The sequence below is a fragment of the Aliisedimentitalea scapharcae genome, from assembly GCF_045277565.1.
GTDB lineage: Bacteria > Pseudomonadota > Alphaproteobacteria > Rhodobacterales > Rhodobacteraceae > Aliisedimentitalea > Aliisedimentitalea scapharcae.
On sequence record NZ_CP123584.1, the window covers coordinates 909,616 to 935,626 of the forward strand.

The window sequence follows — 26,011 nt, forward strand, 5'->3', positions numbered from 1 at the left end:
AATTTGCCGTGGCTTTTTTTGTCTCGCCCAAAGTCGCTCGAACGATGTCGTTACACAAGTTGCAACGTCTTTGGGCCGCTTCCCCCCAAAGATTGTTATCAAAGTCTTCGAAGCGCCCTGTTGCGCGCAGGTTTGCCTGTTGCGGGCTCTCAAATGGGCGCGCGCGGTCAATTCACGGCTTGTTCATGGAAACGGAACTTGAATATCCCTACTGCGGACCATTAGCTTGGCCATGACACAATGCGCGCCCGATCCAAGAGGTGCGTCCAAGGAGGAAGAGCCTGATGACAGCCCCCCGCACCGCTGTGCGTGTTCGCGTAATGGACCCGAACCCTGCTCAGAGGGTCCTGATGAATGCTCTGGCCGTTCTGGGGCTGGCACTGATCGTCCTGTTCAGCGTGACCTCGCTCAGCTGGGCCGATGACAAGATCATCAAGAGCCACGGGTTTTCGGAATTTGGAGATTTGAAATACCCGGAAGGGTTTGCAAATTTTGACTATGTCAATCCTGATGCGCCGCGCGGTGGAGAATTGTCCTATGCGGCCGAGGGGACTTTCAGCAGTTTCAACCCCTTTACTCGCAAGGGGCGTGCCGGTGCCCGGTCCGCCGATCAATATGAATCCCTCCTGACTCCTTCCTATGATGAACCCGCCGCCTATTACGGGCTGCTGGCCGAAAGCCTGGAATATCCTGAAAGCCAGGATTGGGTGATCTTCAACATGCGTCCCGAAGCGCGGTTCTCAGATGGCACACCGGTAACTGCCGAGGATGTCGTGTTTTCGCATAACATCCTGCTGGACCAGGGGTTGAAGTCCTATGCCGATGCAGTGCGTGCCCGAATCCCAAAGGCCGAGGCACTGGGTCCGCTTAGGGTCAAGTTCTACTTCTCCCCCGACTTTCCGCGCCGCGCGATGATCAGCCAGGTGGGGGGAACTCCGGTGTTCTCCAAGGCCTGGTTCGAAGAGGATGCGGAAAACCGGCGTTTGGATGAACCTCGACTGCAGCCCGGCGTCGGTTCAGCACCCTATGTGTTGGACAGCTATGACATCAATCGTCGTGTCGTTTACAAACGTAATCCCGATTATTGGGGCGATCATGTGAACGTCAACGTGGGCCGCAATAACTATGACAGCATCCGCATCGAATATTTCAGCGATTCCATTGCCGCGATGGAAGCGTTCAAGGCCGGGGAATTCACCCTGCGACAGGAAAACAATTCCAAAAGCTGGGCCACCGCCTATGACTTCCCCGCCATTTCCAGCGGGCAGGTGATCAAGGGCGATTTTCGCGATGGTGACGTTCCGCCTGCCAGCGGCTTTGTCATGAACATGGGACGTCCACAGTTCCAGGACATCCGCGTGCGCGAAGCGGTTCAGCTGGCCTATAACTTTGAGTGGACCAACGAGAGCCTGCAATACGGACTTTTTCAACAACGCAGTTCGTTCTGGGAAGGCACTGATCTAGAGGCAACGGGCCTGCCGGAGGGGCGCGAACGCCAAGTTCTGGACGCCATTGGCGATGCGTTGGATCCTGCTGTGTTGACCGAAGAGCCGGTCGTGGCGCACAGTTCGAAACCCAATCGCCAAACCGACCGGCGCAATCTGCGCCGGGCGATGAAGCTTCTGGATGAGGCCGGGTGGATGGTTGGCGATGACGGGGTGCGCCGCAACGCGCAGGGTGAAACGCTGAAAATCGAATTCCTGGCAGATCGCCCATCTCTGGACCGCTTGATTCAACCGTTTGTCGACAACCTGAAATCCATGGGCATCAACGCTGTCTACAGCCGCGTGGACAGTGCCCAGTTCACTCTGCGTCGTCGCGAACGTGATTATGACATGATGATGGGCAGCTATCCGATGTCCCTGCAGCCCTCGACTGGGCTGTATCAAAGATTCGGGACCAAGGATGCCGAGTATTCAGTGTTCAACACCGCCGGTGTGCATGGTCCCGATATTGAGCCTCTGATTGACAATATTGTCGCCGCTAAGACAACCGAGGACCTGACCGCCAATGTGCGCGCGCTGGATCGGGTGCTGCGCGCGAAGCGGTTCATGGTGCCGACGTGGTATTTGGGTAAGTACTGGGTGGCCTATTGGGATCAATACGCGTTCCCTGACAACCTGCCGCCGTTTGCCCTGGGGATCGAAGACCTGTGGTGGGTGGATGCCGACAGGGCTGCAGCCTTGAAGTCCTCTGGCGCGTTGCGGTAACCCGCGATCATGGGAGCATATATCCTCAGACGCCTGTTGTTGGTGATCCCGACGCTGATCGGGATCATGATCATCAACTTTGCCCTGGTGCAATTTGTCCCCGGTGGCCCGGTGGATCAGGCCATCGCACAGCTTCAGGGCGGCGGAGATGTTTTTGAAGGCTTCGCCGGGCAGGGCAATGATGTCCAGTTGGACACCCAGACCACCGCGGCCAGCGAACGCTATATCGGTGCCCGAGGCTTGCCGCCCGAGTTCATCAAAGAGCTTGAAGAACTCTATGGGCTCGACAAACCTGCGCATGAACGGTTTTTCGCCATGATGGGCAATTACATGCGTCTCGATTTTGGCGAAAGCTATTTCCGCAAGATCGAAGTACTGGATCTGGTGTTGGAAAAAATGCCGGTGTCGATCACGCTGGGCCTGTGGTCCACGCTGATCGCCTATATCATTTCTATCCCCTTGGGCATTCGCAAGGCCGTACGCGACGGATCGCGGTTTGACACCTGGACCAGCGGCATCATCATCGCGGCGTATGCCATCCCGGGGTTTCTGTTTGCGGTGATGTTGCTGGTGCTGTTTGCTGGCGGATCCTATTGGCAAATCTTCCCGTTGCGGGGGCTGACATCGGATAATTTCGAAACGCTGTCGCTGTGGGGAAAGATCGTCGATTACCTGTGGCACATCACCCTGCCTGTTGTGGCCTCGACCATATCGGCCTTTGCCACGCTGACGCTGTTGACCAAGAATTCGTTCCTGGACGAGATCAAGAAGCAATATGTGATCACCGCACGTGCCAAGGGTTTGAGCGAGAGCAGGGTGCTGTATGGCCATGTATTCCGCAATGCGATGTTGATCGTGATTGCCGGGTTTCCGTCTGTGTTCATTGGTTTGTTCTTTGGCGGGTCGGTGATTATCGAAACGCTGTTCTCTCTGGATGGTCTGGGGCGGCTCGGGTTCGAAGCGGCTGTGGCGCGGGATTACCCAGTGGTCTTTGGCACGCTGTTCATGTTCGGGATCATCGGGTTGGTTGCTGGGATTCTGTCGGATCTGATGTATGTGCTGGTCGACCCGCGCATCGACTTTGAAAAGAGGGAGGGGTAAATGGCGCTCTCTCCGATTGCCAAACGCCGCTGGCGCAATTTCCGACGCAATGGGCGGGCGTATTGGTCGCTGATCATATTCACCGTGCTGTTCACCATTTCGCTGTTTGCCGAATTCATCGCCAACGACAAACCGATCCTGGTCAGCTATCGCGGTGAGTTGCGAATGCCGGTGTTCAACTTTTACCCTGAAACGGCCTTTGGCGGTGATTTCCAGACCGAAGCGAAATACAGCGACCCCGAGGTGAAATGCCTGATCGCAACCGGTGGGGTTGAGGAATGTTTGTACGAACCCGAAGAGGTCATGCAGGGCGTCACCGATGGGACCTATTCCGACGGCGTCCAAGGCTATCAAAAGGGTTGGGCCATCTGGCCGGTCATTCCGTATTCCTACAAAACCTCCGTAGATCGACCCGGCGCAGCGCCTTTGCCACCCAATGGGCAGAACTGGTTGGGCACGGATGACACCAAACGCGACGTGTTGGCGCGGGTGATCTATGGGTTCAGGCTCTCGATCTTCTTCACGCTCATCGTGACCACAGTGGCCAGCGTGATCGGCATCCTTGCCGGTGCGGTTCAGGGGTATTTCGGTGGATGGCTGGACTTGATCTTTCAACGCGTGATCGAAGTCTGGTCGGGCACGCCACAGCTTTATGTGATCATCATCATGTTCGCGGTGTTCGGGCGCAGTTTCTGGCTGCTGATCATCCTGATGATCGCCTTTGGCTGGATGTCGCTGGTCAGCGTGGTGCGGGCCGAATTCCTGCGCGCGCGCAATCTGGAATACGTTCGTGCAGCCAAGGCGCTGGGCGTGGGCAACTGGACCATCATGTTCCGCCATATGTTGCCCAATGCAATGGTCGCCACGGTGACCTTTCTGCCGTTCATCGTGACTGGCACCATCGGATCTCTGGCGGGATTGGATTTTCTGGGTTTTGGTCTGCCGCCGTCGTCACCGTCGCTGGGCCAATTGGCGCTCCAGGCGAAACAGAACCTTCAGGCACCCTGGCTGGGCTTCACCGCGTTTTTCACCTTTGCCATCATGCTGTCGCTGCTTGTCTTTGTCTTTGAAGGTGTGCGCGACGCCTTTGACCCAAGAAAGACTTTTTCATGAGCGCGCTGTTAGAGGTTAAGGACTTGCGGGTTTCGTTCCGCCAGGACGGCAGAATCACCCAGGCGGTGCGAGGCGTGTCGTTTACCGTGGGGCGGGGGGAAACCGTGGCACTGGTGGGGGAATCCGGATCAGGCAAATCGGTATCTGCCCTGTCCACTGTGTCCCTGCTGGGCGACAGTGCCATCGTTGAAGGATCGGTGACCTATGACGGTGACCAGATGATCGGAGCCAGCGAACATCGCCTGATGGAGGTGCGGGGCAATGACATCAGCTTTATCTTTCAGGAGCCGATGACATCGTTGAATCCGCTGCACACGATTGAAAAGCAGTTGGCAGAATCGCTGGCGCTGCATCAGAGTCTGGAAGGCCAGGCCGCCCGCGCACGCATTTTGGACTTGTTGACACAGGTTGGAATTCGCGACCCGGAAACCCGGCTGGGCGCTTATCCGCATCAGCTGTCGGGGGGGCAACGCCAACGCGTGATGATTGCCATGGCGTTGGCCAACAAACCTGACATCCTGATTGCGGATGAGCCGACAACAGCGTTGGATGTCACCATTCAGGCGCAGATTCTGGACCTGCTGGCGGATCTGAAAAAACAGGAAGACATGGGCCTGCTGTTCATCACCCATGACTTGGGCATCGTGCGGCGCATCGCCGATCGGGTCTGTGTGATGAAGGACGGTGAAATCGTCGAAGCCGGCCCCACCGAAGAGATTTTCAATAACCCGCAACACGCCTATACCCGCAAGCTGTTGGAGGCCGAACCCGGCGGTCGTCCTGATCCGGTGGCCGAATCCGCGCAGGAGATCGTGGCGACCAGGGATCTCAAGGTCTGGTTCCCAATTCAGAAGGGGTTCCTGAAGAAAACCGTCGGCCATGTAAAGGCAGTCAACCCCAGCTCAATCTCTGTGCGCCAGGGTGAAACCCTTGGCATTGTTGGAGAATCCGGATCTGGAAAAACCACCATGGCCTTGGCGATCATGCGATTGATTGCATCAGAGGGGGCGGTCACCTTTCAGGGAGATGATCTGCGTAAATGGTCCACCCGCGATCTGCGCCGTTTGCGCAAGGATATGCAGATCGTGTTCCAGGATCCGTTCGGGTCATTGTCACCACGTATGACATGTGCACAGATCATTGCCGAAGGACTGCCGATCCATAATGTGGCCCGGGATCGCGCCCCGCGTGATTTGGTTGCCGAAGTGATGACTGAAGTTGGCTTGGATCCGGCGGCGATGGACCGCTATCCGCATGAATTCTCGGGAGGGCAGCGCCAGCGTATTGCCATTGCGCGGGCCATGATCTTGCGGCCCAAGCTGGTGGTGTTGGATGAACCGACCAGCGCGCTGGACATGACGGTGCAGGTGCAGATCGTCGATCTGTTGCGCGACCTGCAACGCCGCTATGGGTTGGCCTATCTGTTCATCAGCCATGATTTGAACGTGGTGCGGGCGATGTCGCACCAGGTGATTGTGATGAAACAGGGGGATGTTGTCGAACATGGCGACGCCGAGACCTTGTTCAAATCTCCCCGGACGGATTATACGAGAACGCTGTTGCAGGCTCTGGTGTAGCCGCGGATCCCAATGCTCGGTCTTCGAGAGGGCATTGCGATTCCATACCTCAAACCAGTCGGTTATCGTTTCCAAGCGATGAAGAAGTAGGCTTCTCCTTACTGTCTTCGCACCGCCCCGTTGTCTAGGGTAGGGGCATGTTGAATACGTCAATTGACCTTCTGGACAGATTCTCTGCGGTGCAAACGCCGGAAGACCGCTGGAAAATCGCCAACGAAGTTTTCGCGGAATTGGGTGGATGCGGGTTGACCTATGCCATGGTTGATGTTCGCAATCTGATCCCTCATTGGGTGCAAAGTTCACTGAGCGAGGAATGGTTGTCGGAATATGTCGAACAGGACTACCATAGGGTGGATCCGTTTCTTTTGGACATGCGCCGCGAACCTATTGGCAGTCTGGCTATCGGAGGCAGCCTGAGCCGCGACACCGCACCATCGGAAAAGGCGTTGCAGCTGAATTGGGGGTTTCGCGACGCGGGGTATACGTTGATGCGATCGAACCTATTTGCTGGCGATGCCAGCCATAGCCGAAAATGCGTGACCTTTTGCACGACCGAAGATGTGTCACATTTTGGCGAAGATCAGGTCAGAAAGATTCGCCAAGCTTCTACAATGGTTGCTGCTTTTGTTACGCCACTGGCAAGTTCCAAGGATGATGTGATTTCCAAAGGAATCCGCCACAAGAAGCTGAGCGGGCGAGAGCGTCAAATTCTGGCCGAGCTGGCCAATGGAAATCAGAATACCCAGATCGCGCACGACCTGGGCATTGCCGAGGTGACAGTGCGCAAGACGCTATTGTCGGCACGGGAGAAGTTGGGAGCAAGTACCCGCGAAGAAGCTTTGGCGATCGCAGTGCGTCTGGGAATATTAAGCCTCTAGGCGGATCAAAAAAGTGACCGGAGCTCACGGACCCCGGCCACTCTGATCAAAAGTGATTGTTTGCTAAATCCAAGACGATCCGGTGTTTATTGCCCCAATTGGGATGGCGGAACGTACAACCGAGTGGTCTTTCGCGCTCAAGGATAATCCTGAACTTGAACAAGAAAAGCCACCTATCGAATTCGATAGGTGGCTTTGAGATTTCGTTGCTATGCAGCCTTAGATCGCCGAACTGTGACCGGCCTTGCTTAGGTCATAGGCATCAAAGGACCGTGCGATCATCCGCGTCAAGGGACGAGACGACATCGGTACGGACAATCCTTCAGGCGTGACCCGCAGCATGTTCGGGAATTCACGGTCTACATTGCTGAACATCGCGGCCAGCTTTTCGGCGGAGATGTCAAAGGTGCTCAGAATTTCCTGCGAATCAATCCGGAAATCACACATCAGCGCTTCGATCAGGCGGGACCGCAGTTTGTCTTCGCCTTGAAAAACATGACCACGAGAGGTCGAAAAACGGCCTTCGCGGATGGCTTTGGTGTGGGCCGATGTCGCCGGGGCGTTCTGCGCGTATCCTTGGGGGAATCGTGCGATCGAGGATGCGCCAACTGCCAGCAGGACGTCGGACTGATCGTCTGTGTACCCCTGAAAATTGCGCTTTAGATTGCCCGCCTTTTGCGCAATGGTCAGGCCGTCTTCCTGGGTTGCAAAGTGGTCGATGCCAATTTCGGCATACCCATCCCAGGTGAACAACTTGCGGGCGGTTTCAAACAGATCCAGACGCGCTTCGGGCGTAGGGAGCGCCTCGGACGGGATCATGGTCTGGCGCCTGGCCATCCACGGCACATGCGCGTAGCCGTACAGGGCGACACGATCCGGATTCAGCGACAAAAGCTTTTGGACGCTTTCTGTCATCCGGGCCTGTGTCTGATGCGGCAGGCCGAACAGGATGTCGGCGTTCAGGCTGTAAATCCCGCGGGCGCGGATTTTTTCGACGGCCTCGCGGGTGATGTCGAATCCTTGAATGCGGCCAATGGTCTGCTGGATCTCGTCGTCGAAGTCCTGCACCCCGATAGAGGCACGGTTCATCCCCGCTGCGGCCAACGCATCCAGGCGGGCGTCGTCGATTTCATTGGGATCGATTTCAACGGAAAACTCGGCGTCAGGAGCAAGTGGAGCGACTTCTCTGATAGCCTGCGCCAAATCTGTCATCATGTCCGGGGCCAGCAGGGTCGGTGTACCTCCCCCCCAGTGCAGTCTGGACAATGAGACGTCTTCGGGCAGATGTTGCCCCAACAAGGTCAGTTCGGCTTTCAGCACTTCCAGATATGCCCGCACCGGAGCGTCGCTTTGGGTGCCTTGGGTCCGGCAGGCGCAGAACCAGCACAAACGCCGACAAAACGGGACGTGAACATATAGCGAAACCTGGGAGCCAGGAGTGATCTGGCTGATCCAGTCGGCATACAGGTCGGGACCCACATCGTTGTGGAAATGCGGTGCCGTTGGGTAACTTGTGTACCGCGGCACTTTGGCATCGAATAAACCGAGCTTGGCCAATTGTGATTTCTGTGTCATGGCGCTACCCTATAAAGCGCCTTCTCGGCTTATCCTTGACCCAGATCAATTGGGACCGCTAATGAACGCCCCTAGTTTTAATGTGCACATCAAATGTGGGGATTGTCCCATTCGTCATCGCGCCGTTTGTGCCCGATGCGATACGGATGAACTCGAAGCATTGGAAGAGATCAAGTACTACCGTACGTATGAGGCGGGGCAGACTGTTATCTGGTCTGGAGACAAAATGAACTTTGTCGGTTCTGTCGTATCCGGAATCGCAACTTTGACCCAAACCATGGAAGATGGTCGGACGCAGATGGTCGGCCTGTTGCTGCCATCGGATTTTGTGGGCCGACCTGGACGTGACGGTGCAGCATATGATGTTGTTGCCAAAACAGACCTGACCATGTGTTGCTTTCGCAAGAAGCCGTTCGAAGATCTGATGGGCCGCACCCCACACATCGCGCATCGTCTTCTGGAAATGACGTTGGACGAATTGGATGCAGCGCGGGAATGGATGCTGGTTCTGGGACGCAAAACGGCCCGGGAAAAAATCGCATCCTTGCTGGCGATCGTCGCACGGCGTGACGCATCGCTCAGCCCCGGTGGACCGACGGATCGGATCGTGTTTGATTTGCCACTGACACGCGAAGCCATGGCAGACTACCTGGGTCTGACCCTTGAGACGGTCAGTCGACAGATGTCGGCATTGAAAAAGGACGGCGTGATCCAGCTGGAAGGCAAACGTCACGTCACCGTGCCCGATATGAGTATTCTAATGGATGAGGCGGGCGATGACAGCGACGGCGGCTATCTCGTTTAAGTCGTCTGCATTGCCTGTTCTTTCTTCTTGTCGACAGATTGTGCCAAACAATGCCCGCGGAGCTCCCGTCCGTAGCCGCTGCTTTTAAAAAGCAACGGCTACAGTTGGGCCGGGCATTGCCCGGGCAGTGCCCGGACAATGCAGCGGTTGATCAGTTGGGGTTTGCCGCGCTCAAAACCGGGTAAAATTGGGTAAAGACAAAATCAGTGTCGGCGTTGGCTTCGTGGCAGGCATTGCAACTGTCTGTGGGAAAGGCCTGTGCTATCGTTGCATAGGGTTCGCCGTCGTGGCCAAACGAGAAATATGCCCAACCTCCGGGTTCCTCAGCATAGCGAACGGTGTCTTTGACGGTCAGCTCCAGCCCGACGAAGTCCCCTTGAAAATAGCCGACCCCGGACACTTCCGAACTCGCTCCTGTCGCGGGGTCAGTCGTGTCGTTTGTGCGGATTGTCACCAGTTCCTTGGCAATTTGGGTGCCATCCGCCCATGTCCCGGTCGCGGACCAGTGTTCAAAAGCGCTGGGTTCAACGTAAACATTGTGAAATTCCGGAAACGGTGCAGAGCCTCCATTCAGCGTGTTGGGCGTGAGCGGTGCGCCGACAAAAACCCACGTGCGATAATCCTGGGGGACATGGACCGCGCCATCCGCTTGGAAGGTCGCCGTGTTGATCGACGGGCTCTGTGCAACCACAGCGCCGACGGTCAATGCGGTCAGGGCCAATCCAGCCAGAACATGGGTCGAGGTTTTGATAATCATGACGTCATCCTTGCGTGTTTGGGTGTTCCAAGTAGCTAGGTAGCTGGCATCCCGCTTTGTGTTATGGTTTCCATAACGCAGGCGGGCAGGGAACCGGTATAGACACCGCCCAGGAGGCCCATATGGACATACGACGCGTTCGCCAGTTCCTGATGCTGGTCGAAACTCTGAACTTCTCCGAAGCGGCCCGCCGCTGTGGGGTGTCTCAACCTGCGCTGAGCAAATCAGTGCAAAAGCTGGAAGAGGAATTCGGAGGCACCTTGGTGCGCCGAGAGGGGCGTCTGACGCATCTGACCCATCTGGGGCACACCATGGCGCAACATCTCGCCGAAGTAGAGCGCGCGTCAGCTGCCGCCGAGTCGGCGGCCAAACGGTTGAGCAGCGGACAGGTTCAACCGCTGGCGATCGCGGTGATGTGTACGGTCGGGCCGTATCAGCTTTCTCCCTTTTTTCATGAGTTCCAAGTTTCGCATCCGGATGTGGAAGTGTCGCTGCATGATGTGTCCGCAGGCCGGATTGGGGATGATCTGCTGAGCGGTCGGGTTGACCTGGCAATTCTGGGTGCGCCCGTAGCGGAATCCGATAGATTGCGCCACACGCCGCTCTATTCCGAGAACATGGTCATGGCGTGTGCGGATGATCATCCTTATGCAAATCGGACGTCGGTGACGCTTCAGGATCTGTCACGCCAGCCGTACCTGGATCGTCTGCACTGTGAATTTCGCGACACATTCATGGCCGCTGCGTTGCGCGAGAACGTACCGCTGCAGGTTTCTCTGCGCAGTGAACGGGAAGACTGGATTCAGTTTTTGGTCAAGACAGGCAGGGGCGTTACGATACTGCCTGAACATTCCGTCGTGCTAGGCGGGATTTCGACGGTGCCGTTGGACCGTGAAGACGCGCGGCGCAATGTGATGTTGGCGGTCGCGACCGGGCGGGAAGACAACCCGGCGGTACGCGATGCGGTGGCCATGGCCCGGCGTCGCGATTGGATTGCCGGGAGCAGCTGAAACGGACTTTTGAGCCCATCGCCGATCAAGCCGCTTTCAAGCGGCTTGAAGCGTGCGCGGGTAGGACGGCAGTTACGATGCCGATCAGTGGGCCATAAAGACTGGAACTTTGGCCTGTTCCAGCATGTTGCGGGTCGCACCGCCCAGAATGGCTTCGCGGAATCGCGAATGCCCATAGGCCCCCATCACGATCATTTCCGAACTGGTATCGGTGGCGTGACGGTTCAGTATGTCTGACACTCGGGTCATGGTTTTACTGAGCACATCAATCTCGCAATTCACCCCGTGACGGGCCAGCAGTTGGCTCAACAGGCCGCCCGGGTCCGACCGTTCGGGGCCGTGTTGGGGTGGATCGATGATGACAACCCGCACCAATTCTGCCTGCCGCAGGAAGGGCAGCGATCTACGGATCGCGGCCATGGCTTCGACGCTCTCGTTCCATGCAACCATCACGGTTTTGGGTTTTGAGATCGGGGCCGCATCGTCGGGCAACACCAGAACTGGGGCGCGGCCTTCGAACAGGGCAGCTTCCACAATTGGCTCAGCTTCGGCCCCGCGGTCCTTGCCATAAGGTTTGGCCAGAACAACCAGGTCCGAGAACCGGGCATGCTGCGCGACATGGCGCCCGAGATCGGCAATCTGTGCCACACCATCCTCTGCTGACCAGCGGATATTCGTTTTCCCCAATTCGTCCTGAGCGTATTTCAGAAGGTCACTGGCTTCGGCCTGGGCACGGGACAAGGTTTCTTGCAGGACCATCGCGTTGGCCCCGGCGTAGTAATATCCCGTCTGGGTTCTATCCACCCCAAGGCACAGGGCGTCTGCATGAGCATCCTGCGCTTCGGCCAGCGCAACCATTTGTGCCAATGTTGCCTTGGCCGTGTCTGAATTGGTTAGAACCGTCAGCAGGGATTTATAAGCCATATTGCCCTCATACATTCTGTTGCACCCATGTCACGGGCGGTACATTATCATCTGATAATTTCCTTCTCACAGAATGCCGCATCATGTCTTGATGCAGATCAAAGCAACTTTGTCACCTGTTTTGCATCAAACGCACAGTCTAAATCCGTCTGGCGCGGCGTGAGAATCGCGCGGGACAAGGCAAAGGGACGCACAATGTCAAATTACCTCAAGCTTATCGTGCTTGGTCTGGTCGTCATCTTCGCGATGATTGCGGCCGGAAACGCACGCGATATAGCTTATCAGGTGCACGCCATCCTTGTGATGCTCGTGTCTGGTGGGCTTTTCATCTACACCTTGCGCCACACTGACGAACCTGTTTCGACCCGGTCCGTGGCAAATGAATATATGGATGGCGTTGTTCGCGCCGGCGTGATCGCAACGGCCTTTTGGGGTGTTGTCGGTTTCCTGGCGGGTACATTCATCGCATTTCAGCTGGCCTTCCCAGCCCTCAACTTCGATTGGGCGCAGGGGTATGCCAACTTTGGCCGGTTGCGTCCGTTGCACACTTCGGCTGTGATTTTTGCCTTTGGTGGCAACGCGTTGATTGCGACGTCCTTCTTTGTGGTCCAGCGGACTTCGGCCGCGCGTTTGTGGGGCGGCAACCTCGCATGGTTCGTGTTCTGGGGGTATCAACTGTTCATCGTGCTGGCGGCAACCGGCTATCTGCTGGGTGGAACCCAGTCCAAGGAATACGCAGAACCCGAATGGTATGTTGACCTGTGGTTGACTGTTGTCTGGGTGGCGTATCTGGCCGTGTTCTTGGGCACCGTGATCAAGCGTAAGGAACCCCACATCTACGTGGCCAACTGGTTCTACCTGTCGTTCATCGTGACCGTTGCCATGTTGCACCTGGTCAACAACGCGTCCATTCCGGTCAGCATCTGGGGATCCAAATCCGTGATCCTGTGGGCTGGTGTTCAGGATGCAATGATTCAGTGGTGGTACGGTCACAACGCTGTGGGCTTCTTCCTGACTGCGGGTTTCCTGGGCATGATGTACTACTTCATTCCGAAACAGGCCGAACGTCCCGTGTTCTCGTACAAGCTGTCGATCATCCACTTCTGGGCTCTGATCTTCCTGTATATCTGGGCTGGCCCGCACCACCTGCACTATACCGCGTTGCCGGATTGGGCATCGACCCTGGGTATGGTGATGTCGGTTATCCTGTGGATGCCGTCGTGGGGTGGCATGATCAACGGTCTGATGACTCTGTCGGGGGCCTGGGACAAGCTGCGCACCGACCCGGTTATCCGGATGATGGTGATTTCGGTTGGCTTCTACGGCATGTCCACATTTGAAGGTCCGATGATGTCGATCCGTGCGGTGAACTCGCTGTCGCACTACACTGACTGGACTATTGGTCACGTGCACTCTGGGGCGCTGGGTTGGAACGGCATGATCACCTTTGGTGCGCTGTACTATCTGGTTCCGGTCCTGTGGAAGCGCGAACGCCTGTACTCGCTCAGCCTCGTGTCCTGGCACTTCTGGCTGGCCACTATCGGCATCGTTCTCTATGCCGCTTCGATGTGGGTGACCGGTATCATGGAAGGCCTGATGTGGCGCGAAGTTGACGCCAACGGCTTCCTGGTGAACTCGTTCGCTGACACCGTGGCTGCCAAGTTCCCGATGTATGTGGTCCGTGGTCTGGGTGGGGTTATGTTCCTCGCTGGTGCCGTGATCATGTGCTACAACCTGTGGATGACTGTACGTAAGGCACCGGCCAAAGAGGCCAGCCTGTCCGTCGCAGTTCCTGCTGAATAAGGAGGGCCCGAGCAATGGGAATTCTCGACAAACACAAGATCCTCGAGACCAACGCGACCCTCCTGCTGGTATTCAGCTTTCTGGTCGTGACCATCGGTGGCATCGTGCAAATCGCACCGCTGTTCTATCTGGAAAACACCATCGAGAAGGTGGAGGGCATGCGCCCTTACACCCCTCTCGAAATGGCCGGTCGCGAAATCTATATTCGTGAAGGGTGCTATGTGTGCCACAGCCAGATGATCCGCCCCATGCGGGACGAGGTTGAGCGCTATGGTCACTATTCGCTGGCGGCGGAGTCGATGTACGATCACCCGTTCCAGTGGGGCTCAAAGCGGACCGGACCAGACCTGGCCCGTGTCGGTGGTCGCTATTCGGATGATTGGCATGTCGACCACCTGCGTGATCCGCAATCGGTGGTTCCGGAATCGGTGATGCCAAAATATGGCTTCCTCGAAGACAAGAAGATCGATGGTAAGTATATGGGTGACTTGATGGCGACCAATGCCATGCTTGGCACACCGTATTCGGACGAGATGATCGAAAATGCCATGGCAGACTTTGCTGCACAGGCCGATCCGGACAGCGATTACGATGGTCTGTTGGAGCGGTATGGTGACAACGTCAATGTGCGCAACTTTGATGGTCAACCTGAACTGACCGAAGCTGATGCGCTCGTGGCTTATCTGCAAATGATGGGGACTTTGGTTGACTTCTCGACCTTTACCCCGGTCGCAAGCCGTTAAGGGAGGGTCAAATGGAAATTTACACTCTCCTGCGGCAATTTGCAGACAGCTGGATGCTGTTGGTATTGTTCCTGTTCTTTATTGGTGTCGTGGTCTGGGCGTTTCGCCCAGGCAGCACCAAGGTCTACAAAGACACGGCCAATATCCCGTTCCGGCATGACGACAAACCCGCCACATCCGAGGAGGCGAGGACATGAGCAAAAAATCGAAAAAGTTCGATGGTGATCCGAATACCACCGGTCACAGCTGGGATGGTATCGAAGAATTCGATAACCCCATGCCGCGTTGGTGGCTTTGGACTTTCTATCTCTGCATTATCTGGGGCATTGGTTATACGATTGCCTATCCGGCCTGGCCGATGATCAATTCGGCCACTGCCGGTGTGTTGGGCTGGTCGACTCGTGCGAATGTTGCGGCTGATATCGCAGCCGTTGACGAAGCCAACGCTCCGATCAATGCCAAGCTGGAAGCGGCAGAATTGACCGCGATTTCGGGCAATACCGAGCTGAACACATACGCCGCGTCTGCCGGTTCTGCTGTGTTCAAGACCTGGTGTGCCCAGTGTCATGGATCCGGTGCCGCCGGTGCCAAGGGATATCCTAACCTGTTGGACGACAGCTGGCTGTGGGGTGGTGACATCGAAGCCATCCACGGCACGATCACCCATGGGATCCGGAATGAAGAAAGCGACGATGCGCGCTATTCCGAAATGCCTGCTTTTGGACGTGATGAGCTGTTGGAAAAGGACGAAATCGACCAGGTCGTGAACTTTGTCATGTCGCTGTCAGGTGATCCAATGGATGCATCCAAGGTCGACGCCGGCAAGGTCGTGTTCGAAGACAATTGTTCGTCGTGCCACGCCGAAGACGGCACTGGTGACCAGTCTCAGGGTGCGCCGAACCTTGCGGATGCGTTGTGGCTCTATGGTGGGGACTATGAAACCATCAGCGAGACCGTCAACAACAGCCGCTATGGTGTTATGCCAGCTTGGAATACACGTCTGACAGAAGCGGAAATCCGCGCTGTGTCGGTCTATGTTCACCAGCTGGGCGGCGGGCAGTAAGCCAGGTTCAAGAATTGAAGCGAGGGGGCCGTGTTCTGCGGCCCCTTTTTTGTGTTTGGGTGCGTGTTCAAGAAACTTCGAACTTGCTTGCGGCCACAAACTGAACGCTCGGCCGCCGCGTGGGCCCAGTGAACCATCCGGCGCAGTGAACTGACCATGCTGCCGACTTTGATTTGGTGCCTCAAAGCGTTTTGAAACACCTTGGGCCTTGGGTCTGTTGCACACGTGCCAAACCTGCGACGGGATTTCAGTTTTATCTTCGGCGAGGGTCAAAAAAGTCAGGAGTTTGATCTTGGTCAAACACGGCCCGCCCAAAAGGTGATTGTGTAGCGGTGTGGCAGGTTCCGGTTCGGATGGTCCCCCCCAAACGGGCCGGTATGTGTCAAAGAAATCCTGTGTTGATCCTTCGGGGTTTTCACGAGGAGCAGGCGTCGGTTTTTCGATCTGTTCGCGCGTTTCCTGGAAAACCGACGCCCATTTTCTCCTTCGGTTCCGCCCTTGGCGGTCCGATCACTTGAATCAGAATCTCTGAGTGTTCCTCGCCGTTCTGGGCATGAGCATGTTCGGTTGTCTGGTTATTGGCCCCTGTACCCAATAAGATCCATGTCCCAACTCTTGGACTGGGAGACGCTGTCAGCGTCGGTCACACAATTTTCCAACTGTGTCTGAACCCACCGCTGACCAAATCAATTCCGGGGTCTTTCTTGCAAAAAGACGGTTTTGATCCGATGCCTCCAACGGTGACGTCTCGTCGAAGTCGTGCTCCAATGGTCAGGGGCCCGTCTGGAAAGAAACTATGTGTCGCGCCCTGGCGCAGAACGTTTCCCACATCGTTCAAAGGGCGTTCCAGGTTGCCTTTGAAATGAGTGTCCGCCATGCCGCCAGGGTCCCCGAAATTTCTGAAATCAATGCATTAATTGTCCGCGACGCAAAAATTCTCGCGCAATTGCGGGGTCATTGGGAACCTTCTTGGACTGGATGTTTTGATCAACGCTGATATGAATTGGATAAAACGTGCTTCCTAGATACGCTTTTTGACCCATATCAAAGTTTGAAGCCCGCCCATCTGTGACAACCCGCGGGAGTGAGCCACTAACCCGGAGTGATTCCGTGAGCGATTCCAATCCAGCCCCCAGCCTTTATGCCGCCAGGGAGCCTGTCTTCCCAAAACGTGTGTCAGGGAAATTCCGCAACCTAAAATGGATCATCATGGCGGTGACGTTGGGGATTTATTACCTGACGCCATGGATCCGCTGGGACAGGGGGCCTTCCCTGCCGGATCAGGCGGTGCTGCTGGACTTGGCCAACCGCCGGTTTTACTTCTTCTGGATTGAGATCTGGCCCCATGAATTCTACTTCGTGGCTGGCCTGCTGATCATGGCCGGTCTGGGGCTGTTCCTGTTTACGTCGGCTTTGGGTCGGGTGTGGTGTGGATATGCGTGTCCCCAAACAGTGTGGACCGATCTATATATTCTTGTGGAACGATGGGTCGAAGGCGATCGAAACGCCCGTTTGCGTCTGCATCGTCAGAAGAAATGGGATTTTCGCAAATTTCGACTGCGGGCAACCAAAACAATCCTGTGGCTGCTGATCGGTCTGGCAACCGGCGGGGCCTGGGTGTTCTATTTTGCCGACGCGCCGACGTTGTTGGTGGATCTGGTGACTCTGAACGCCCACCCCATCGCCTATACGACGATGGCGGTGCTGACTGGCACAACTTTCTTTTTCGGTGGCTATGCGCGGGAACAGATCTGTATCTATGCCTGTCCCTGGCCGCGTATTCAGGCCGCAATGATGGACGAAGACACATTGGTGGTCGGTTATCGCGACTGGCGCGGAGAACCGCGCAAGGCGTCCGAAGAGGTCAAGGCTGGTGAACCGCAGGGTGACTGCATCAATTGTATGGCTTGTGTGAACGTCTGTCCTGTCGGCATTGATATTCGTGACGGGCAACAGCTGGAATGTATCACCTGTGCGCTGTGCATCGATGCCTGTGACGACATCATGGAAAAGATCGGCAAGCCGCGTGGTCTGATCGACTATATGGCAGTCAGTGACGAAACCAATGAACGTGCAGGCAAACAACCGGTCGATGTCTGGAAGCACATCCTGCGGCCACGTACCATGCTGTATACCGGATTGTGGACATTGGTCGGTGTGGGCTTGGTCTTTGCGTTGTTCATCCGTTCTGATATCGACTTGACCGTCGCCCCGGTACGTAACCCGACCTATGTAACGCTGTCTGATGGGTCGATCCGTAACACCTATGACGTGCGACTGCGGAACAAACATGGCGAAGCTCGCCCGTTCAAACTGTCGCTCAAAGGGGACCCGACGATGCGGGTTCAGATCGAAGGGACACCTTATGACTCGGTGAGCGTGCCTGCTGACACGGCCCTGTTTCAGCGGGTATATATCGTAACACCCAAAGGTGCGGCGGCATCCAACGCCAAGGCTACGGATGTGCGGATCTGGGTCGAAGATCTGACCAATGGCGAACGCGCCCACAAGGACACGACATTCAATGGCAGGGGGAACTGAGCCATGACAAATGACAAACCCGAGCGCCAATTCACTGGTCGCCATGCTTTGATGGTGTTCGGAGGCGCATTTGCCGTGATCATCGGCGTCAACATCGCACTGGCGGTCAGTGCGGTCAAAACCTTCCCCGGCCTCGAAGTCAAAAGCTCTTATGTGGCAGGGCAGGAGTTTAATTCCCGCCGCTCGGCGCAAGAGGCCCTGGGCTGGTCGGTGCTTGCGTCATCCGGTGGCGGTTTGGTCGTTTTGGAAATAACCGATGAAAACGGCCATCCGGTCGAGGTTGCATCCCTGGATGCGACCCTGGGCCGGGCAACGCAGATCAAGGATGACATGCGTCCCGATTTCAAATTTGACGGATCAGCCTATGTGGCCCCCGCCGAGCTGGCACCCGGCAACTGGAACATCCGGATGAAAGCGACCGCTAACGATGGGACTGAATTTACCCAACGTGTTGTCCTGTATGTAAAGGGCTGATTGCGCATGACCGCCCAACTCCGTCCCTCTGTTGCTGTCTGTCCCGGATGCGTGGCTGGCCCCGACGGTCCAGTACAAGACGCGCCGAAAGAGGCGCGCATCGCACTGTCTCTGCCAAGCATCCATTGCCAGGCCTGCATTTCGGCGGTGGAGCGGGGGTTGAGCGCGACGCCGGGTGTGCATTCGGCGCGGGTGAATCTGACATTGAAACGCGCCATGATCGAGGCCGACCCGGAGGTGCGGGCGGTTGACCTGATTCCGGTGGTCGAAGGGTTGGGGTATGAAGCGCATGAACTGGACGCCACTGCGCTGAGCGCGACACAGAATGACAAGGCGGGCCGTGATCTGCTGATGCGTTTGGCGGTTGCAGGATTTGCGTCGATGAACGTTATGTTGCTGTCGGTGTCGGTCTGGTCCGGTGCGACGGATGCCACGCGGGACATGTTCCATTGGATTTCCGCCGCGATTGCCCTGCCTGCCATCGCCTTTTCGGCGCAGCCGTTTTTCGTGAATGCCTGGTCGGCCCTGCGCGTGCGACGCCTGAACATGGATGTGCCGATTGTTCTGGCCATCGTCCTGGCGCTGACCACGTCGCTGTGGGAAACGTCGCTGTCTGGGGAACATGCGTATTTTGATGCTGCGCTGACTTTGACTTTCTTTTTGCTGGCCGGGCGTTATTTGGACTACCGCACTCGTGCAGTGGCGCGATCGGCAGCCGAAGAGCTGACCGCATTGGAAGTGCCCCGAGCGCTCCGGGTGATAGATGGCGATGAGTACGAAGTGCCGGTCGCGGATCTTGCCATTGGGGATCTTGTTCTGGTGCGCCCAGGTGGTCGCATGCCGGTGGATGGAGAGATTGTTGAAGGTCAGTCCGAGTTGGATCGCTCGCTGTTGACCGGCGAAACATTACCGGTCTTTGCTGCGCCGGGCACGTGTGTGTCCGCGGGCGAAGTGAATCTCACAGGCCCGCTGATCATTCGCGCGACCGCTGTGGGCGAAGATACATCGCTGCATCGCATGGCGGATCTGGTTGCCATCGCAGAATCCGGGCGGTCTCGGTATACTTCTTTGGCGGATTCTGCAGCCAAGCTGTATGCGCCGGGCGTTCACATTCTGTCGGCGCTCAGCTTTTTGGGCTGGCTGGCCTATTCCGGAGACATGCGCACTGCGCTGAACATTGCGGCTGCAGTTTTGATCATCACCTGTCCCTGTGCGCTGGGGCTCGCAGTGCCTGCGGTCACCACCGCTGCGTCAGGGAGATTGTTCAAAAAAGGCATGCTGATCAAACATCCCACAGCTTTGGAACGCCTGGCCGAAGTAGACACTGTGGTGTTCGACAAGACCGGAACATTGACTGCTGGGACTCCCGAAGTGACGAATCTGGGTGATCATGGCCGGGGAGATCTGCAAATTGCCCTGGCCCTGGCCGAGGCATCTTCCCATCCGTTGTCCCTGTCCTTGGTCCGGGCGGCCCGCGATGCAGGGATCAAGCCGGCGAAGCTGGTGGATGTGACCGAAGTTCCCGGATTTGGAACCGAGGCGACATACCGGGGAAATCGGGTGCGTCTGGGGCGGGCTGCCTGGGTCGGCGCACAGCAAGGCAGTCAGACGGCGGCCTGGTTGGATACGGGGGCAGGGGACCCTGTTGGGTTCCTGTTCGTCGATGCCCTGCGACCCGGAGCCGAAGACGCGGTCAAGATGCTGCGTGCCTCGGGCAAGGACGTGCTGTTGATATCGGGCGACACCACCGGAGCAGTCGAGGATTTGGCGCAGAGATTGGGACTATCCAAATGGGTGGCCGAGGCGCTGCCTCAGGACAAGGTACAGAGGGTTCAGGCGCTGACAGATGACGGGTGCAAGGTGTTGATGGTCGGGGATGGGTTGAATGACACTGCGGCGCTTGCGGCGGCCCATGTGTCGATCTCGCCGGCTTCGGCGTTGGATGCGGCCCGGGTGGCTTCGGATATTGTGCTGCTGGGACAGGATTTGGCTCCAATAGCCGATGCGGTTGATACAGCGCAAAGGGCGACGCGTCGCATTCGGGAGAACTTTCGAATTGCAACAGTCTATAATCTGATTGCCGTGCCCTTGGCTGTTGTCGGTTTGGCAACGCCGCTGATCGCGGCCTTGGCCATGTCCAGTTCCTCTATTACAGTGTCGCTGAACGCGTTGCGGCTGAGGTGAAGTGCCATGGAAGTATTGTCTTACTTGATTCCGATTTCCCTGATCCTCGGTTCGATCGGTTTGGCAGGGTTCGTCTATACCGTGCGGTCCAACCAATACGATGATCCCGAAGGCGATGCACGGCGCATTCTCAGTGATGATTGGGACGACCATCCCAAGCCTTGAGCTCGTGGGGCGAGGGAACGGTGCGTGCAAGCACACACCCTACAGCCTGGCGATGGAAGGAACTGTAGGGCCAGTCGGCGGGGTGATCGCACAGGCCGCGCCGGGTTGGGAGAGTACGACAGATTTCCATATGGGTGCGATAGTCGGATTGGGAGGCAATATGGTGTTCCCAATACCGACGCTGCCAGATTCCGCGTTCACGACGCGCTAGCTGGCTAGCCGTTCGCGGGGCACGCGGGAGCTCGCGTGAAAAGCGTGATTTGATTTGTCGCCATCGGGTTGGATAATCAAAATCCCCTTCCGGCAACGTCCATATCGCATGCATCTGGTCAGGAAGTACGACCCAGGCGTCGACATGAAACGGCCGTGTCCTGCGCGTGAGCCCCACGGCCGAGCGCAGTTGATCGATTTCATCCGTCAACAAGGTTGATTGGGGGTCCTGCAGACAGACTTCGAAATAGATGGTTGCGCCTGGGCGACGTGGTCTGAGATAATTGGGCATGACACCAATGTTGGCGATCATGGTTAAGATTTAGTGAAGGGCGTGTAGGGTGCGTGCTGGCACGCACCTTTGCTTTCAGGTCAGGATTTGGGGCCGATCATCGAGCAGGTGACGTTGCGGGCCTTGAGGCGTCTGCAGGCCAGATCTGCGCGTTCCTGACTCATCCCCAGAAAATTCGCCTCATATCCCTTGTTGGACTGCACGACTTTTCGCAAGGACCCATCCAAGGTTGCCATTTCCGCGAGGGCGGTGCGCAGCAAAACCTTTTCAGCCTGGTACCGGTTGGAATAGCGCCCGACATTGATCCCCCAATACTGCCCACCCGAAGTGGATAGACGGGTCACAACTTCCTGAACCGTTTCTTCTTTGACGCTGACGTTTGATGCCAGAACGGCCGTTTCTACAGCCTCTGCGGCCACCTGTGGGCGCTGCGCGGGTCGTGTGCCAGGGGTCACCGCCGCGACATCCTTGGCTTCGGCCAATGCGGCGTCGATGCTGGCTTGAATGGCTGCCCGCTGTTCGTCCGTTGTATTTGCATTGGCGAGTTGAACGGTTCCCTGATCGCCTGGACGGACCATGGGGCGTAAACTTTTGTCGACGGCGGTCGTGACACGCACGGTCTTCGCTCCAGTGCCGACCTCATTGCCGACATAGGCCGGCCGCTGGGGCTTGCGCAGCGGTGCGCGCGACGGAGACCGGCGGAAACCCATATCCAGAAGCTCGGCGACCTTGGCATTGCGCGCGGTCGATGATTTACCGCCAAAGACAGTCGCAATCACGCGTTCATTGCCGCGTTGGGCCGACGCCACGAGATTGAACCCGGCCGCCCGTGTGTATCCGGTCTTGATGCCGTCAGCGCCCTTATAGGCAGCCAGAAGACGCCTGTTTGTATTGTTGACGGTCTTGATCCCGGCGTTGGTCGAAGTCCGTGAAAACAGGTTGTAATACTGCGGGAAGTCATACAGCAGATGCCGCCCCAAGGTGGTCATGTCCCGGGCTGTCGACAAATGTCCGCTTTCCGTCAAACCATGGGCGTTCTTGAATGTCGTCCGGGTCATCCCCAAAGCTTTGGCCGTTCGGGTCATGCGGCGCGCAAAGGCGGCTTCGGACCCGGCGACAGCTTCACCCAGCGCGGTTGCCGCGTCATTGGCCGATTTGACGGCCGCCGCACGGATCAAATAGCGCAGCGCAATTTTCTGCCCGGCCCGCAACCCCAGTTTGGACGGAGGCTCGGATGCGGCATGTTTGGAAATACGCACTTTGGTATCCAGGGTGAGCTCCCCGTTGCGCACGGCTTCAAAGGTGACGTAAAGCGTCATCATCTTTGTCAGCGATGCGGGGTGGAGACGGGTATCCGCGTTGCGGGAATGCAGCACCTCTCCGGTGCGTGCGTCAATCACCATTGCAGCATAGGGTGCCGCCCAAGCACCCAAGGGCATGATCAAACACACCCACACAATAGCGAATACATAAAGACCCCAACGGGTCGGACTCAGATGCCGAACCTGCACGATCGCTGCCTTTTTCTGCCTCACGCCGCTGCATTTTTGCAGCTGACTTTTGATTATTACCAAAAGCGTAACACAGCATTTCTCTGAAATAAACCAAAAGCTTTTATGACGTTCCTCAGCTAATTATGAGACAGGAGGCAACATGTTGTGGCCGTGTTTCACGAAACCTCTACACCCGGCGCAAGGCACAGGATCTGTCCCTGTCCCCAGAGTGTCGGCAGGTCGTAACGTCAATTAGGTGTGACCAGAATGCATGTTTGTGACATAGGCTGGCCCGCTGAAAGTCAGCTCCAGGGAAAATGCACAAGGCTGAGCGATTCGCGCCTTTATCTTACGCTCCAGGTCATCTAGCAGATCCTGAAGAAATGCTGCGTCGCGATGTGCCTTTGGCAACAACGACACGTTGATGATGATATGCGTGTGATGGAACTGCTCGACGGGCCAGGCGCGACCTTTGCAGGCACCGGCGCTATTGTCATGGTTCAGAATTGTGGCCTCGATATCGGCCAGAATGGCTGGGGCGTTGATGTTCAAATCCGACGAATATTTGATTTCGGCGTGGGGCATGGTCCGGGTTCCCTGAAATGACGCTGCTGTCAGGCGTGTTTACCGGGAAAAATCCAAAAGAGAAGGGCCCGCCAATGGTTCGCGCCGGTGTCGGCAAACCAAAAGGCCCCAAAACCATAGGCCCTTGGATATCTGTTCAAACGACTCCCAGTGATCGCTAGGTGCGCCGGGGCATACCTCTACGTATTGCGGGGGTCGATCTGTGCAACCAGTTGCGGCAGGTCCGCGAGGGTGGAAACCTTGTGGTACCGCAGGGCGGAACGCGGTTCCTCGGCGTGTTCGATTTCCCAAACCATCCCGTGGGGCACGTAGATTCCCCATCCGCCAGCTTGCACGACGGGAACGACATCAGAGCGCATTGAATTGCCCACCATCATGGCCCGATCCGGTCCTTCGCCATGGCGCGTAAAGATGTCGATATAGATATCCGTCGTCTTTTCTGACACGATTTCCACCCCGTCGAACAGATCGCCCAACCCGGACTGGGCCAGCTTGCGTTCCTGGTCCAGCAGATCGCCTTTTGTGATCAACAGCACCCGGTAATCCTGGGCCACCGTTTCAACGGCCCGCTGGGCGTGGGGCAGCAACTCGATCGGGTGGCGCAGCATCTCCTGACCGGCCTCGATCAATTCGCGGATCACTCGGGCAGGGACCCGGTCTTCTGTCACTTCGATAGCTGTTTCGATCATCGACAGTGTGAACCCTTTGATCCCGTACCCATAGTGGCCGATATTGCGTTTTTCGGCCGCCAGAAGCCGATTGGCCAAATCGTCGGCGTCGGCGTAATCGCATAGCAATCCGGCGAACCTGTCCTGGGTCAGGCGAAAGAAGCGTTCGTTGTGCCAAAGCGTATCATCAGCATCAAAGGCGATGGTGGTCAGCGGACTCTTCATTTTTGACTGTTCGCTTTCTCTTTTCTAAACTGATTGCGAGGCTATATAAGCATAGAAACAAAAACCACGGGCCGCTTGGCCCAAAAACCGGATAGACCCTGACGTGACCTTGCAGCCTTTGCCCCTGATGATGTCGGACAACGCGGACGATGACACCGAAAGCGGCCTGATGACCAAAACGCGGGCCAAGACCAAACGCCCGCCGCGTTACAAGGTGCTGTTGTTGAACGATGACTATACACCGATGGAATTTGTCGTGCATGTTCTCGAACGGTTCTTTGGTTTGAACCATGCGCAGGCCTTTGAAATCATGTTGACTGTCCACAAGAAGGGATTGGCGGTGGTTGGAGTGTTCAGCCACGAGATCGCTGAAACCAAAGTCGGGCAGGTTATGGATTTTGCCCGCAGGCACCAGCATCCGCTGCAGTGTACGATGGAAAAAGAAGAATAAATCTGCCGCAGTCCTGAATGTATTGCTCTCGCGGGTTGGCACGTGTGATCGCTTGTTCTTGGCCGTAACACCGCCTAAGAAGCGCGGATCTGTCAGCGCGAGAGGGCCTGCCTATGTCTCCCCGTCTTTCCCTAGCCATCCAGGCCGGTGTCCCGATTCCTGATGAGGGCCGCATAGCGGTCTTCCATCCTCGTGGGGATGCGGACCTGTCGGTGCTGCCTGCCGACCGCGTTTTAGCTATTCAACCTATGCGACCCGATCATGATGCGCTGGTCGCACGCGGATTTGCCTGTGCAGCGACCCTGCCCGAAGGTGAGCGGTTTGCGGCATCGGTTGTGTTCGCGACACGGGCCAAGGGGTTGGGACGGGATCTGGTGGCGCGGGCCAGTGCCTGCACAGAGGGTCCGGTTCTGGTGGATGGGGCCAAAACCGATGGAATCGATTCTCTGATCAAACCGCTGTTGAAACAGGCCCAGGCCCATGCGCCGATTTCCAAGGCCCACGGCAAGATCTGCTGGTTTTCCGGTGGCGTGGAGATGCCGGATTGGCGGGCTGCGGACTTTACCGATATCGGCGGATATGTAACCGCACCCGGCGTGTTTTCGGCAGATGGAATTGACCCGGCCTCGGCATTGCTGGCTCAGAGTTTACCAGTCAAACTGGGCCGTAGGGTTGCCGATTTGGGGGCCGGGTGGGGCTATCTGTCTGCTCAGATCCTGACACATGACGCAGTAGAGGTTCTGCACATGATCGAAGCGGATCATGCGGCCCTGGATTGTGCCCGTCGCAATGTAACGGATGCGCGCGCGCAGATGCATTGGGCCGATGCCTGTGGATGGGCTGCGCCCGAACCGCTGGATACCGTTGTGATGAACCCGCCATTCCACACGGGTCGCGCGGCCGAACCGGCGCTGGGACAGTCCTTTATTGATACAGCGGCCCGCGTGTTGACGCCGTCGGGGCAGCTGTGGCTGGTTGCCAATCGGCACTTGCCGTATGAAACCCGTCTGAGCGAAAAATTTGCCCAAGTCGAGGAAATCGCCGGCGACAACCGGTTCAAGGTCCTGCACGCCAGCCGACCGAAACGACAACGTCGCTGAGCCGAATAGCAACACCGGCAGAAATGCGCTGGCCTCATCGGTGTGGAAACTGCAACGACAAAAA

24 protein-coding genes are annotated in these 26,011 nt (G+C 56.9%); 17 read left to right on the top strand and 7 right to left on the bottom strand.

The genetic code is table 11. The features are described from left to right. Positions 1 to 284: 284 nt before the first annotated feature. The 5 genes from QEZ52_RS04235 (at position 285) to QEZ52_RS04255 (ending at position 6,879) form a co-directional block, all read left to right on the top strand. Complete coding sequence (locus QEZ52_RS04235) at positions 285 to 2,210, top strand: extracellular solute-binding protein (RefSeq protein ID WP_406648205.1); 1,926 nt, start codon at positions 285 to 287, stop codon at positions 2,208 to 2,210. A gap of 9 nt (positions 2,211 to 2,219) precedes the next feature. After that, positions 2,220 to 3,311 (top strand): microcin C ABC transporter permease YejB, encoded by a 1,092-nt coding sequence (locus tag QEZ52_RS04240; protein WP_406648206.1) that lies wholly within the window; start codon positions 2,220 to 2,222, stop codon positions 3,309 to 3,311. Continuing rightward, on the top strand, positions 3,312 to 4,424 hold the full coding sequence (locus tag QEZ52_RS04245) for an ABC transporter permease (protein ID WP_406648207.1): 1,113 nt from the start codon (positions 3,312 to 3,314) through the stop codon (positions 4,422 to 4,424). Further along, positions 4,421 to 6,001, top strand: a complete 1,581-nt coding sequence (locus tag QEZ52_RS04250) for an ABC transporter ATP-binding protein (RefSeq protein ID WP_406648208.1) — start codon at positions 4,421 to 4,423, stop codon at positions 5,999 to 6,001. Before QEZ52_RS04245 ends, QEZ52_RS04250 begins: the two co-directional genes overlap by 4 nt. A 137-nt stretch (positions 6,002 to 6,138) precedes the next feature. Further along, on the top strand, positions 6,139 to 6,879 hold the full coding sequence (locus tag QEZ52_RS04255) for a LuxR family transcriptional regulator (RefSeq protein ID WP_406648209.1): 741 nt from the start codon (positions 6,139 to 6,141) through the stop codon (positions 6,877 to 6,879). 219 nt (positions 6,880 to 7,098) lie between these two features. On the opposite strand, the gene hemN is transcribed toward QEZ52_RS04255, so the two are convergent. Then, entirely contained in the window at positions 7,099 to 8,454 is a 1,356-nt protein-coding gene (gene hemN / locus QEZ52_RS04260; protein WP_406648210.1) for an oxygen-independent coproporphyrinogen III oxidase, read from the bottom strand. Positions 8,455 to 8,515: 61 nt separating this feature from the next. Here hemN and fnrL point away from each other — a divergent pair, with 61 nt between their 5' ends. Then, positions 8,516 to 9,259, top strand: coding sequence for a transcriptional regulator FnrL (gene fnrL / locus QEZ52_RS04265; protein ID WP_406648211.1), 744 nt, complete (start codon positions 8,516 to 8,518; stop codon positions 9,257 to 9,259). 151 nt (positions 9,260 to 9,410) lie between these two features. Here the strand turns inward: fnrL and QEZ52_RS04270 are convergent, their stop codons facing one another. After that, positions 9,411 to 10,016, bottom strand: coding sequence for a cytochrome P460 family protein (locus QEZ52_RS04270; RefSeq protein WP_406648212.1), 606 nt, complete (start codon positions 10,014 to 10,016; stop codon positions 9,411 to 9,413). Between the two features lie 122 nt (positions 10,017 to 10,138). Between QEZ52_RS04270 and QEZ52_RS04275 the strand changes: the two genes are divergently transcribed. Next, entirely contained in the window at positions 10,139 to 11,026 is an 888-nt protein-coding gene (locus QEZ52_RS04275) for a LysR family transcriptional regulator (RefSeq protein ID WP_406648213.1), read from the top strand. Between the two features lie 84 nt (positions 11,027 to 11,110). On the opposite strand, the gene QEZ52_RS04280 is transcribed toward QEZ52_RS04275, so the two are convergent. Continuing rightward, positions 11,111 to 11,950 (bottom strand): universal stress protein, encoded by an 840-nt coding sequence (locus tag QEZ52_RS04280; RefSeq protein ID WP_406648214.1) that lies wholly within the window; start codon positions 11,948 to 11,950, stop codon positions 11,111 to 11,113. 195 nt (positions 11,951 to 12,145) lie between these two features. Between QEZ52_RS04280 and ccoN the strand changes: the two genes are divergently transcribed. From ccoN to ccoS, 8 genes are all read left to right on the top strand, one after another. Then, a complete protein-coding gene (ccoN, locus tag QEZ52_RS04285) occupies positions 12,146 to 13,753 on the top strand; it encodes a cbb3-type cytochrome c oxidase subunit I (protein ID WP_406648216.1) in 1,608 nt (535 codons plus the stop codon). A 14-nt stretch (positions 13,754 to 13,767) separates the two neighbouring features. Further along, complete coding sequence (gene ccoO, locus QEZ52_RS04290) at positions 13,768 to 14,496, top strand: cytochrome-c oxidase, cbb3-type subunit II (RefSeq protein ID WP_406648217.1); 729 nt, start codon at positions 13,768 to 13,770, stop codon at positions 14,494 to 14,496. An 11-nt stretch (positions 14,497 to 14,507) separates the two neighbouring features. After that, positions 14,508 to 14,693, top strand: coding sequence for a cbb3-type cytochrome c oxidase subunit 3 (locus tag QEZ52_RS04295; RefSeq protein ID WP_406648218.1), 186 nt, complete (start codon positions 14,508 to 14,510; stop codon positions 14,691 to 14,693). Beyond that, positions 14,690 to 15,559, top strand: a complete 870-nt coding sequence (gene ccoP / locus QEZ52_RS04300) for a cbb3-type cytochrome c oxidase subunit III (protein WP_406648219.1) — start codon at positions 14,690 to 14,692, stop codon at positions 15,557 to 15,559. The genes QEZ52_RS04295 and ccoP overlap by 4 nt, the downstream gene beginning before the upstream one ends. Before the next feature lie 1,110 nt (positions 15,560 to 16,669). Further along, on the top strand, positions 16,670 to 18,100 hold the full coding sequence (ccoG, locus tag QEZ52_RS04305) for a cytochrome c oxidase accessory protein CcoG (protein WP_406648220.1): 1,431 nt from the start codon (positions 16,670 to 16,672) through the stop codon (positions 18,098 to 18,100). A gap of 3 nt (positions 18,101 to 18,103) precedes the next feature. After that, positions 18,104 to 18,574, top strand: coding sequence for a FixH family protein (locus QEZ52_RS04310; protein WP_406648221.1), 471 nt, complete (start codon positions 18,104 to 18,106; stop codon positions 18,572 to 18,574). Between the two features lie 6 nt (positions 18,575 to 18,580). After that, entirely contained in the window at positions 18,581 to 20,758 is a 2,178-nt protein-coding gene (locus QEZ52_RS04315; RefSeq protein WP_406648222.1) for a heavy metal translocating P-type ATPase, read from the top strand. 6 nt (positions 20,759 to 20,764) lie between these two features. Continuing rightward, a complete protein-coding gene (gene ccoS, locus QEZ52_RS04320) occupies positions 20,765 to 20,923 on the top strand; it encodes a cbb3-type cytochrome oxidase assembly protein (protein WP_406648223.1) in 159 nt (52 codons plus the stop codon). Here ccoS and QEZ52_RS04325 read toward each other — a convergent pair. The 4 genes from QEZ52_RS04325 to QEZ52_RS04340 all read right to left on the bottom strand — a co-directional run bounded on the left by QEZ52_RS04325 (position 20,889) and on the right by QEZ52_RS04340 (position 24,396). Beyond that, positions 20,889 to 21,446, bottom strand: a complete 558-nt coding sequence (locus QEZ52_RS04325) for an REP-associated tyrosine transposase (RefSeq protein ID WP_406648224.1) — start codon at positions 21,444 to 21,446, stop codon at positions 20,889 to 20,891. The two genes, ccoS and QEZ52_RS04325, sit on opposite strands and share 35 nt — an antisense overlap. Positions 21,447 to 21,505: 59 nt before the next feature. Next, complete coding sequence (locus QEZ52_RS04330; RefSeq protein ID WP_406648225.1) at positions 21,506 to 22,864, bottom strand: D-alanyl-D-alanine carboxypeptidase family protein; 1,359 nt, start codon at positions 22,862 to 22,864, stop codon at positions 21,506 to 21,508. A gap of 306 nt (positions 22,865 to 23,170) precedes the next feature. Further along, positions 23,171 to 23,503, bottom strand: coding sequence for a hypothetical protein (locus QEZ52_RS04335; protein ID WP_406648226.1), 333 nt, complete (start codon positions 23,501 to 23,503; stop codon positions 23,171 to 23,173). Positions 23,504 to 23,682: 179 nt separating this feature from the next. After that, positions 23,683 to 24,396 carry an HAD family hydrolase gene (locus QEZ52_RS04340; RefSeq protein WP_406648227.1) on the bottom strand — a complete coding sequence of 238 codons (714 nt, stop codon included), beginning with the start codon at positions 24,394 to 24,396 and terminating at the stop codon, positions 23,683 to 23,685. Positions 24,397 to 24,523: 127 nt separating this feature from the next. On the opposite strand from QEZ52_RS04340, the gene clpS reads away from it, so the two are divergent. Next, positions 24,524 to 24,847, top strand: a complete 324-nt coding sequence (clpS, locus tag QEZ52_RS04345) for an ATP-dependent Clp protease adaptor ClpS (RefSeq protein ID WP_406650306.1) — start codon at positions 24,524 to 24,526, stop codon at positions 24,845 to 24,847. Positions 24,848 to 24,960: 113 nt separating this feature from the next. After that, entirely contained in the window at positions 24,961 to 25,947 is a 987-nt protein-coding gene (locus tag QEZ52_RS04350; RefSeq protein WP_406648228.1) for a class I SAM-dependent methyltransferase, read from the top strand. The last annotated feature ends 64 nt before the right edge of the window (positions 25,948 to 26,011 follow it).

Coding starts and splice junctions, on each gene's coding strand:
- QEZ52_RS04235 (WP_406648205.1), top strand. CDS start 285: ATGACAGCCCCCCGCACCGCTGTGCGTGTTCGCGTAATGGACCCGAAC.
- QEZ52_RS04240 (WP_406648206.1), top strand. CDS start 2,220: ATGGGAGCATATATCCTCAGACGCCTGTTGTTGGTGATCCCGACGCTG.
- QEZ52_RS04245 (WP_406648207.1), top strand. CDS start 3,312: ATGGCGCTCTCTCCGATTGCCAAACGCCGCTGGCGCAATTTCCGACGC.
- QEZ52_RS04250 (WP_406648208.1), top strand. CDS start 4,421: ATGAGCGCGCTGTTAGAGGTTAAGGACTTGCGGGTTTCGTTCCGCCAG.
- QEZ52_RS04255 (WP_406648209.1), top strand. CDS start 6,139: ATGTTGAATACGTCAATTGACCTTCTGGACAGATTCTCTGCGGTGCAA.
- hemN (WP_406648210.1), bottom strand. CDS start 8,454: ATGACACAGAAATCACAATTGGCCAAGCTCGGTTTATTCGATGCCAAA.
- fnrL (WP_406648211.1), top strand. CDS start 8,516: ATGAACGCCCCTAGTTTTAATGTGCACATCAAATGTGGGGATTGTCCC.
- QEZ52_RS04270 (WP_406648212.1), bottom strand. CDS start 10,016: ATGATTATCAAAACCTCGACCCATGTTCTGGCTGGATTGGCCCTGACC.
- QEZ52_RS04275 (WP_406648213.1), top strand. CDS start 10,139: ATGGACATACGACGCGTTCGCCAGTTCCTGATGCTGGTCGAAACTCTG.
- QEZ52_RS04280 (WP_406648214.1), bottom strand. CDS start 11,950: ATGGCTTATAAATCCCTGCTGACGGTTCTAACCAATTCAGACACGGCC.
- ccoN (WP_406648216.1), top strand. CDS start 12,146: ATGTCAAATTACCTCAAGCTTATCGTGCTTGGTCTGGTCGTCATCTTC.
- ccoO (WP_406648217.1), top strand. CDS start 13,768: ATGGGAATTCTCGACAAACACAAGATCCTCGAGACCAACGCGACCCTC.
- QEZ52_RS04295 (WP_406648218.1), top strand. CDS start 14,508: ATGGAAATTTACACTCTCCTGCGGCAATTTGCAGACAGCTGGATGCTG.
- ccoP (WP_406648219.1), top strand. CDS start 14,690: ATGAGCAAAAAATCGAAAAAGTTCGATGGTGATCCGAATACCACCGGT.
- QEZ52_RS04310 (WP_406648221.1), top strand. CDS start 18,104: ATGACAAATGACAAACCCGAGCGCCAATTCACTGGTCGCCATGCTTTG.
- QEZ52_RS04315 (WP_406648222.1), top strand. CDS start 18,581: ATGACCGCCCAACTCCGTCCCTCTGTTGCTGTCTGTCCCGGATGCGTG.
- ccoS (WP_406648223.1), top strand. CDS start 20,765: ATGGAAGTATTGTCTTACTTGATTCCGATTTCCCTGATCCTCGGTTCG.
- QEZ52_RS04325 (WP_406648224.1), bottom strand. CDS start 21,446: ATGATCGCCAACATTGGTGTCATGCCCAATTATCTCAGACCACGTCGC.
- QEZ52_RS04330 (WP_406648225.1), bottom strand. CDS start 22,864: ATGCCCTTGGGTGCTTGGGCGGCACCCTATGCTGCAATGGTGATTGAC.
- QEZ52_RS04335 (WP_406648226.1), bottom strand. CDS start 23,503: ATGCCCCACGCCGAAATCAAATATTCGTCGGATTTGAACATCAACGCC.
- QEZ52_RS04340 (WP_406648227.1), bottom strand. CDS start 24,396: ATGAAGAGTCCGCTGACCACCATCGCCTTTGATGCTGATGATACGCTT.
- clpS (WP_406650306.1), top strand. CDS start 24,524: ATGATGTCGGACAACGCGGACGATGACACCGAAAGCGGCCTGATGACC.
- QEZ52_RS04350 (WP_406648228.1), top strand. CDS start 24,961: ATGTCTCCCCGTCTTTCCCTAGCCATCCAGGCCGGTGTCCCGATTCCT.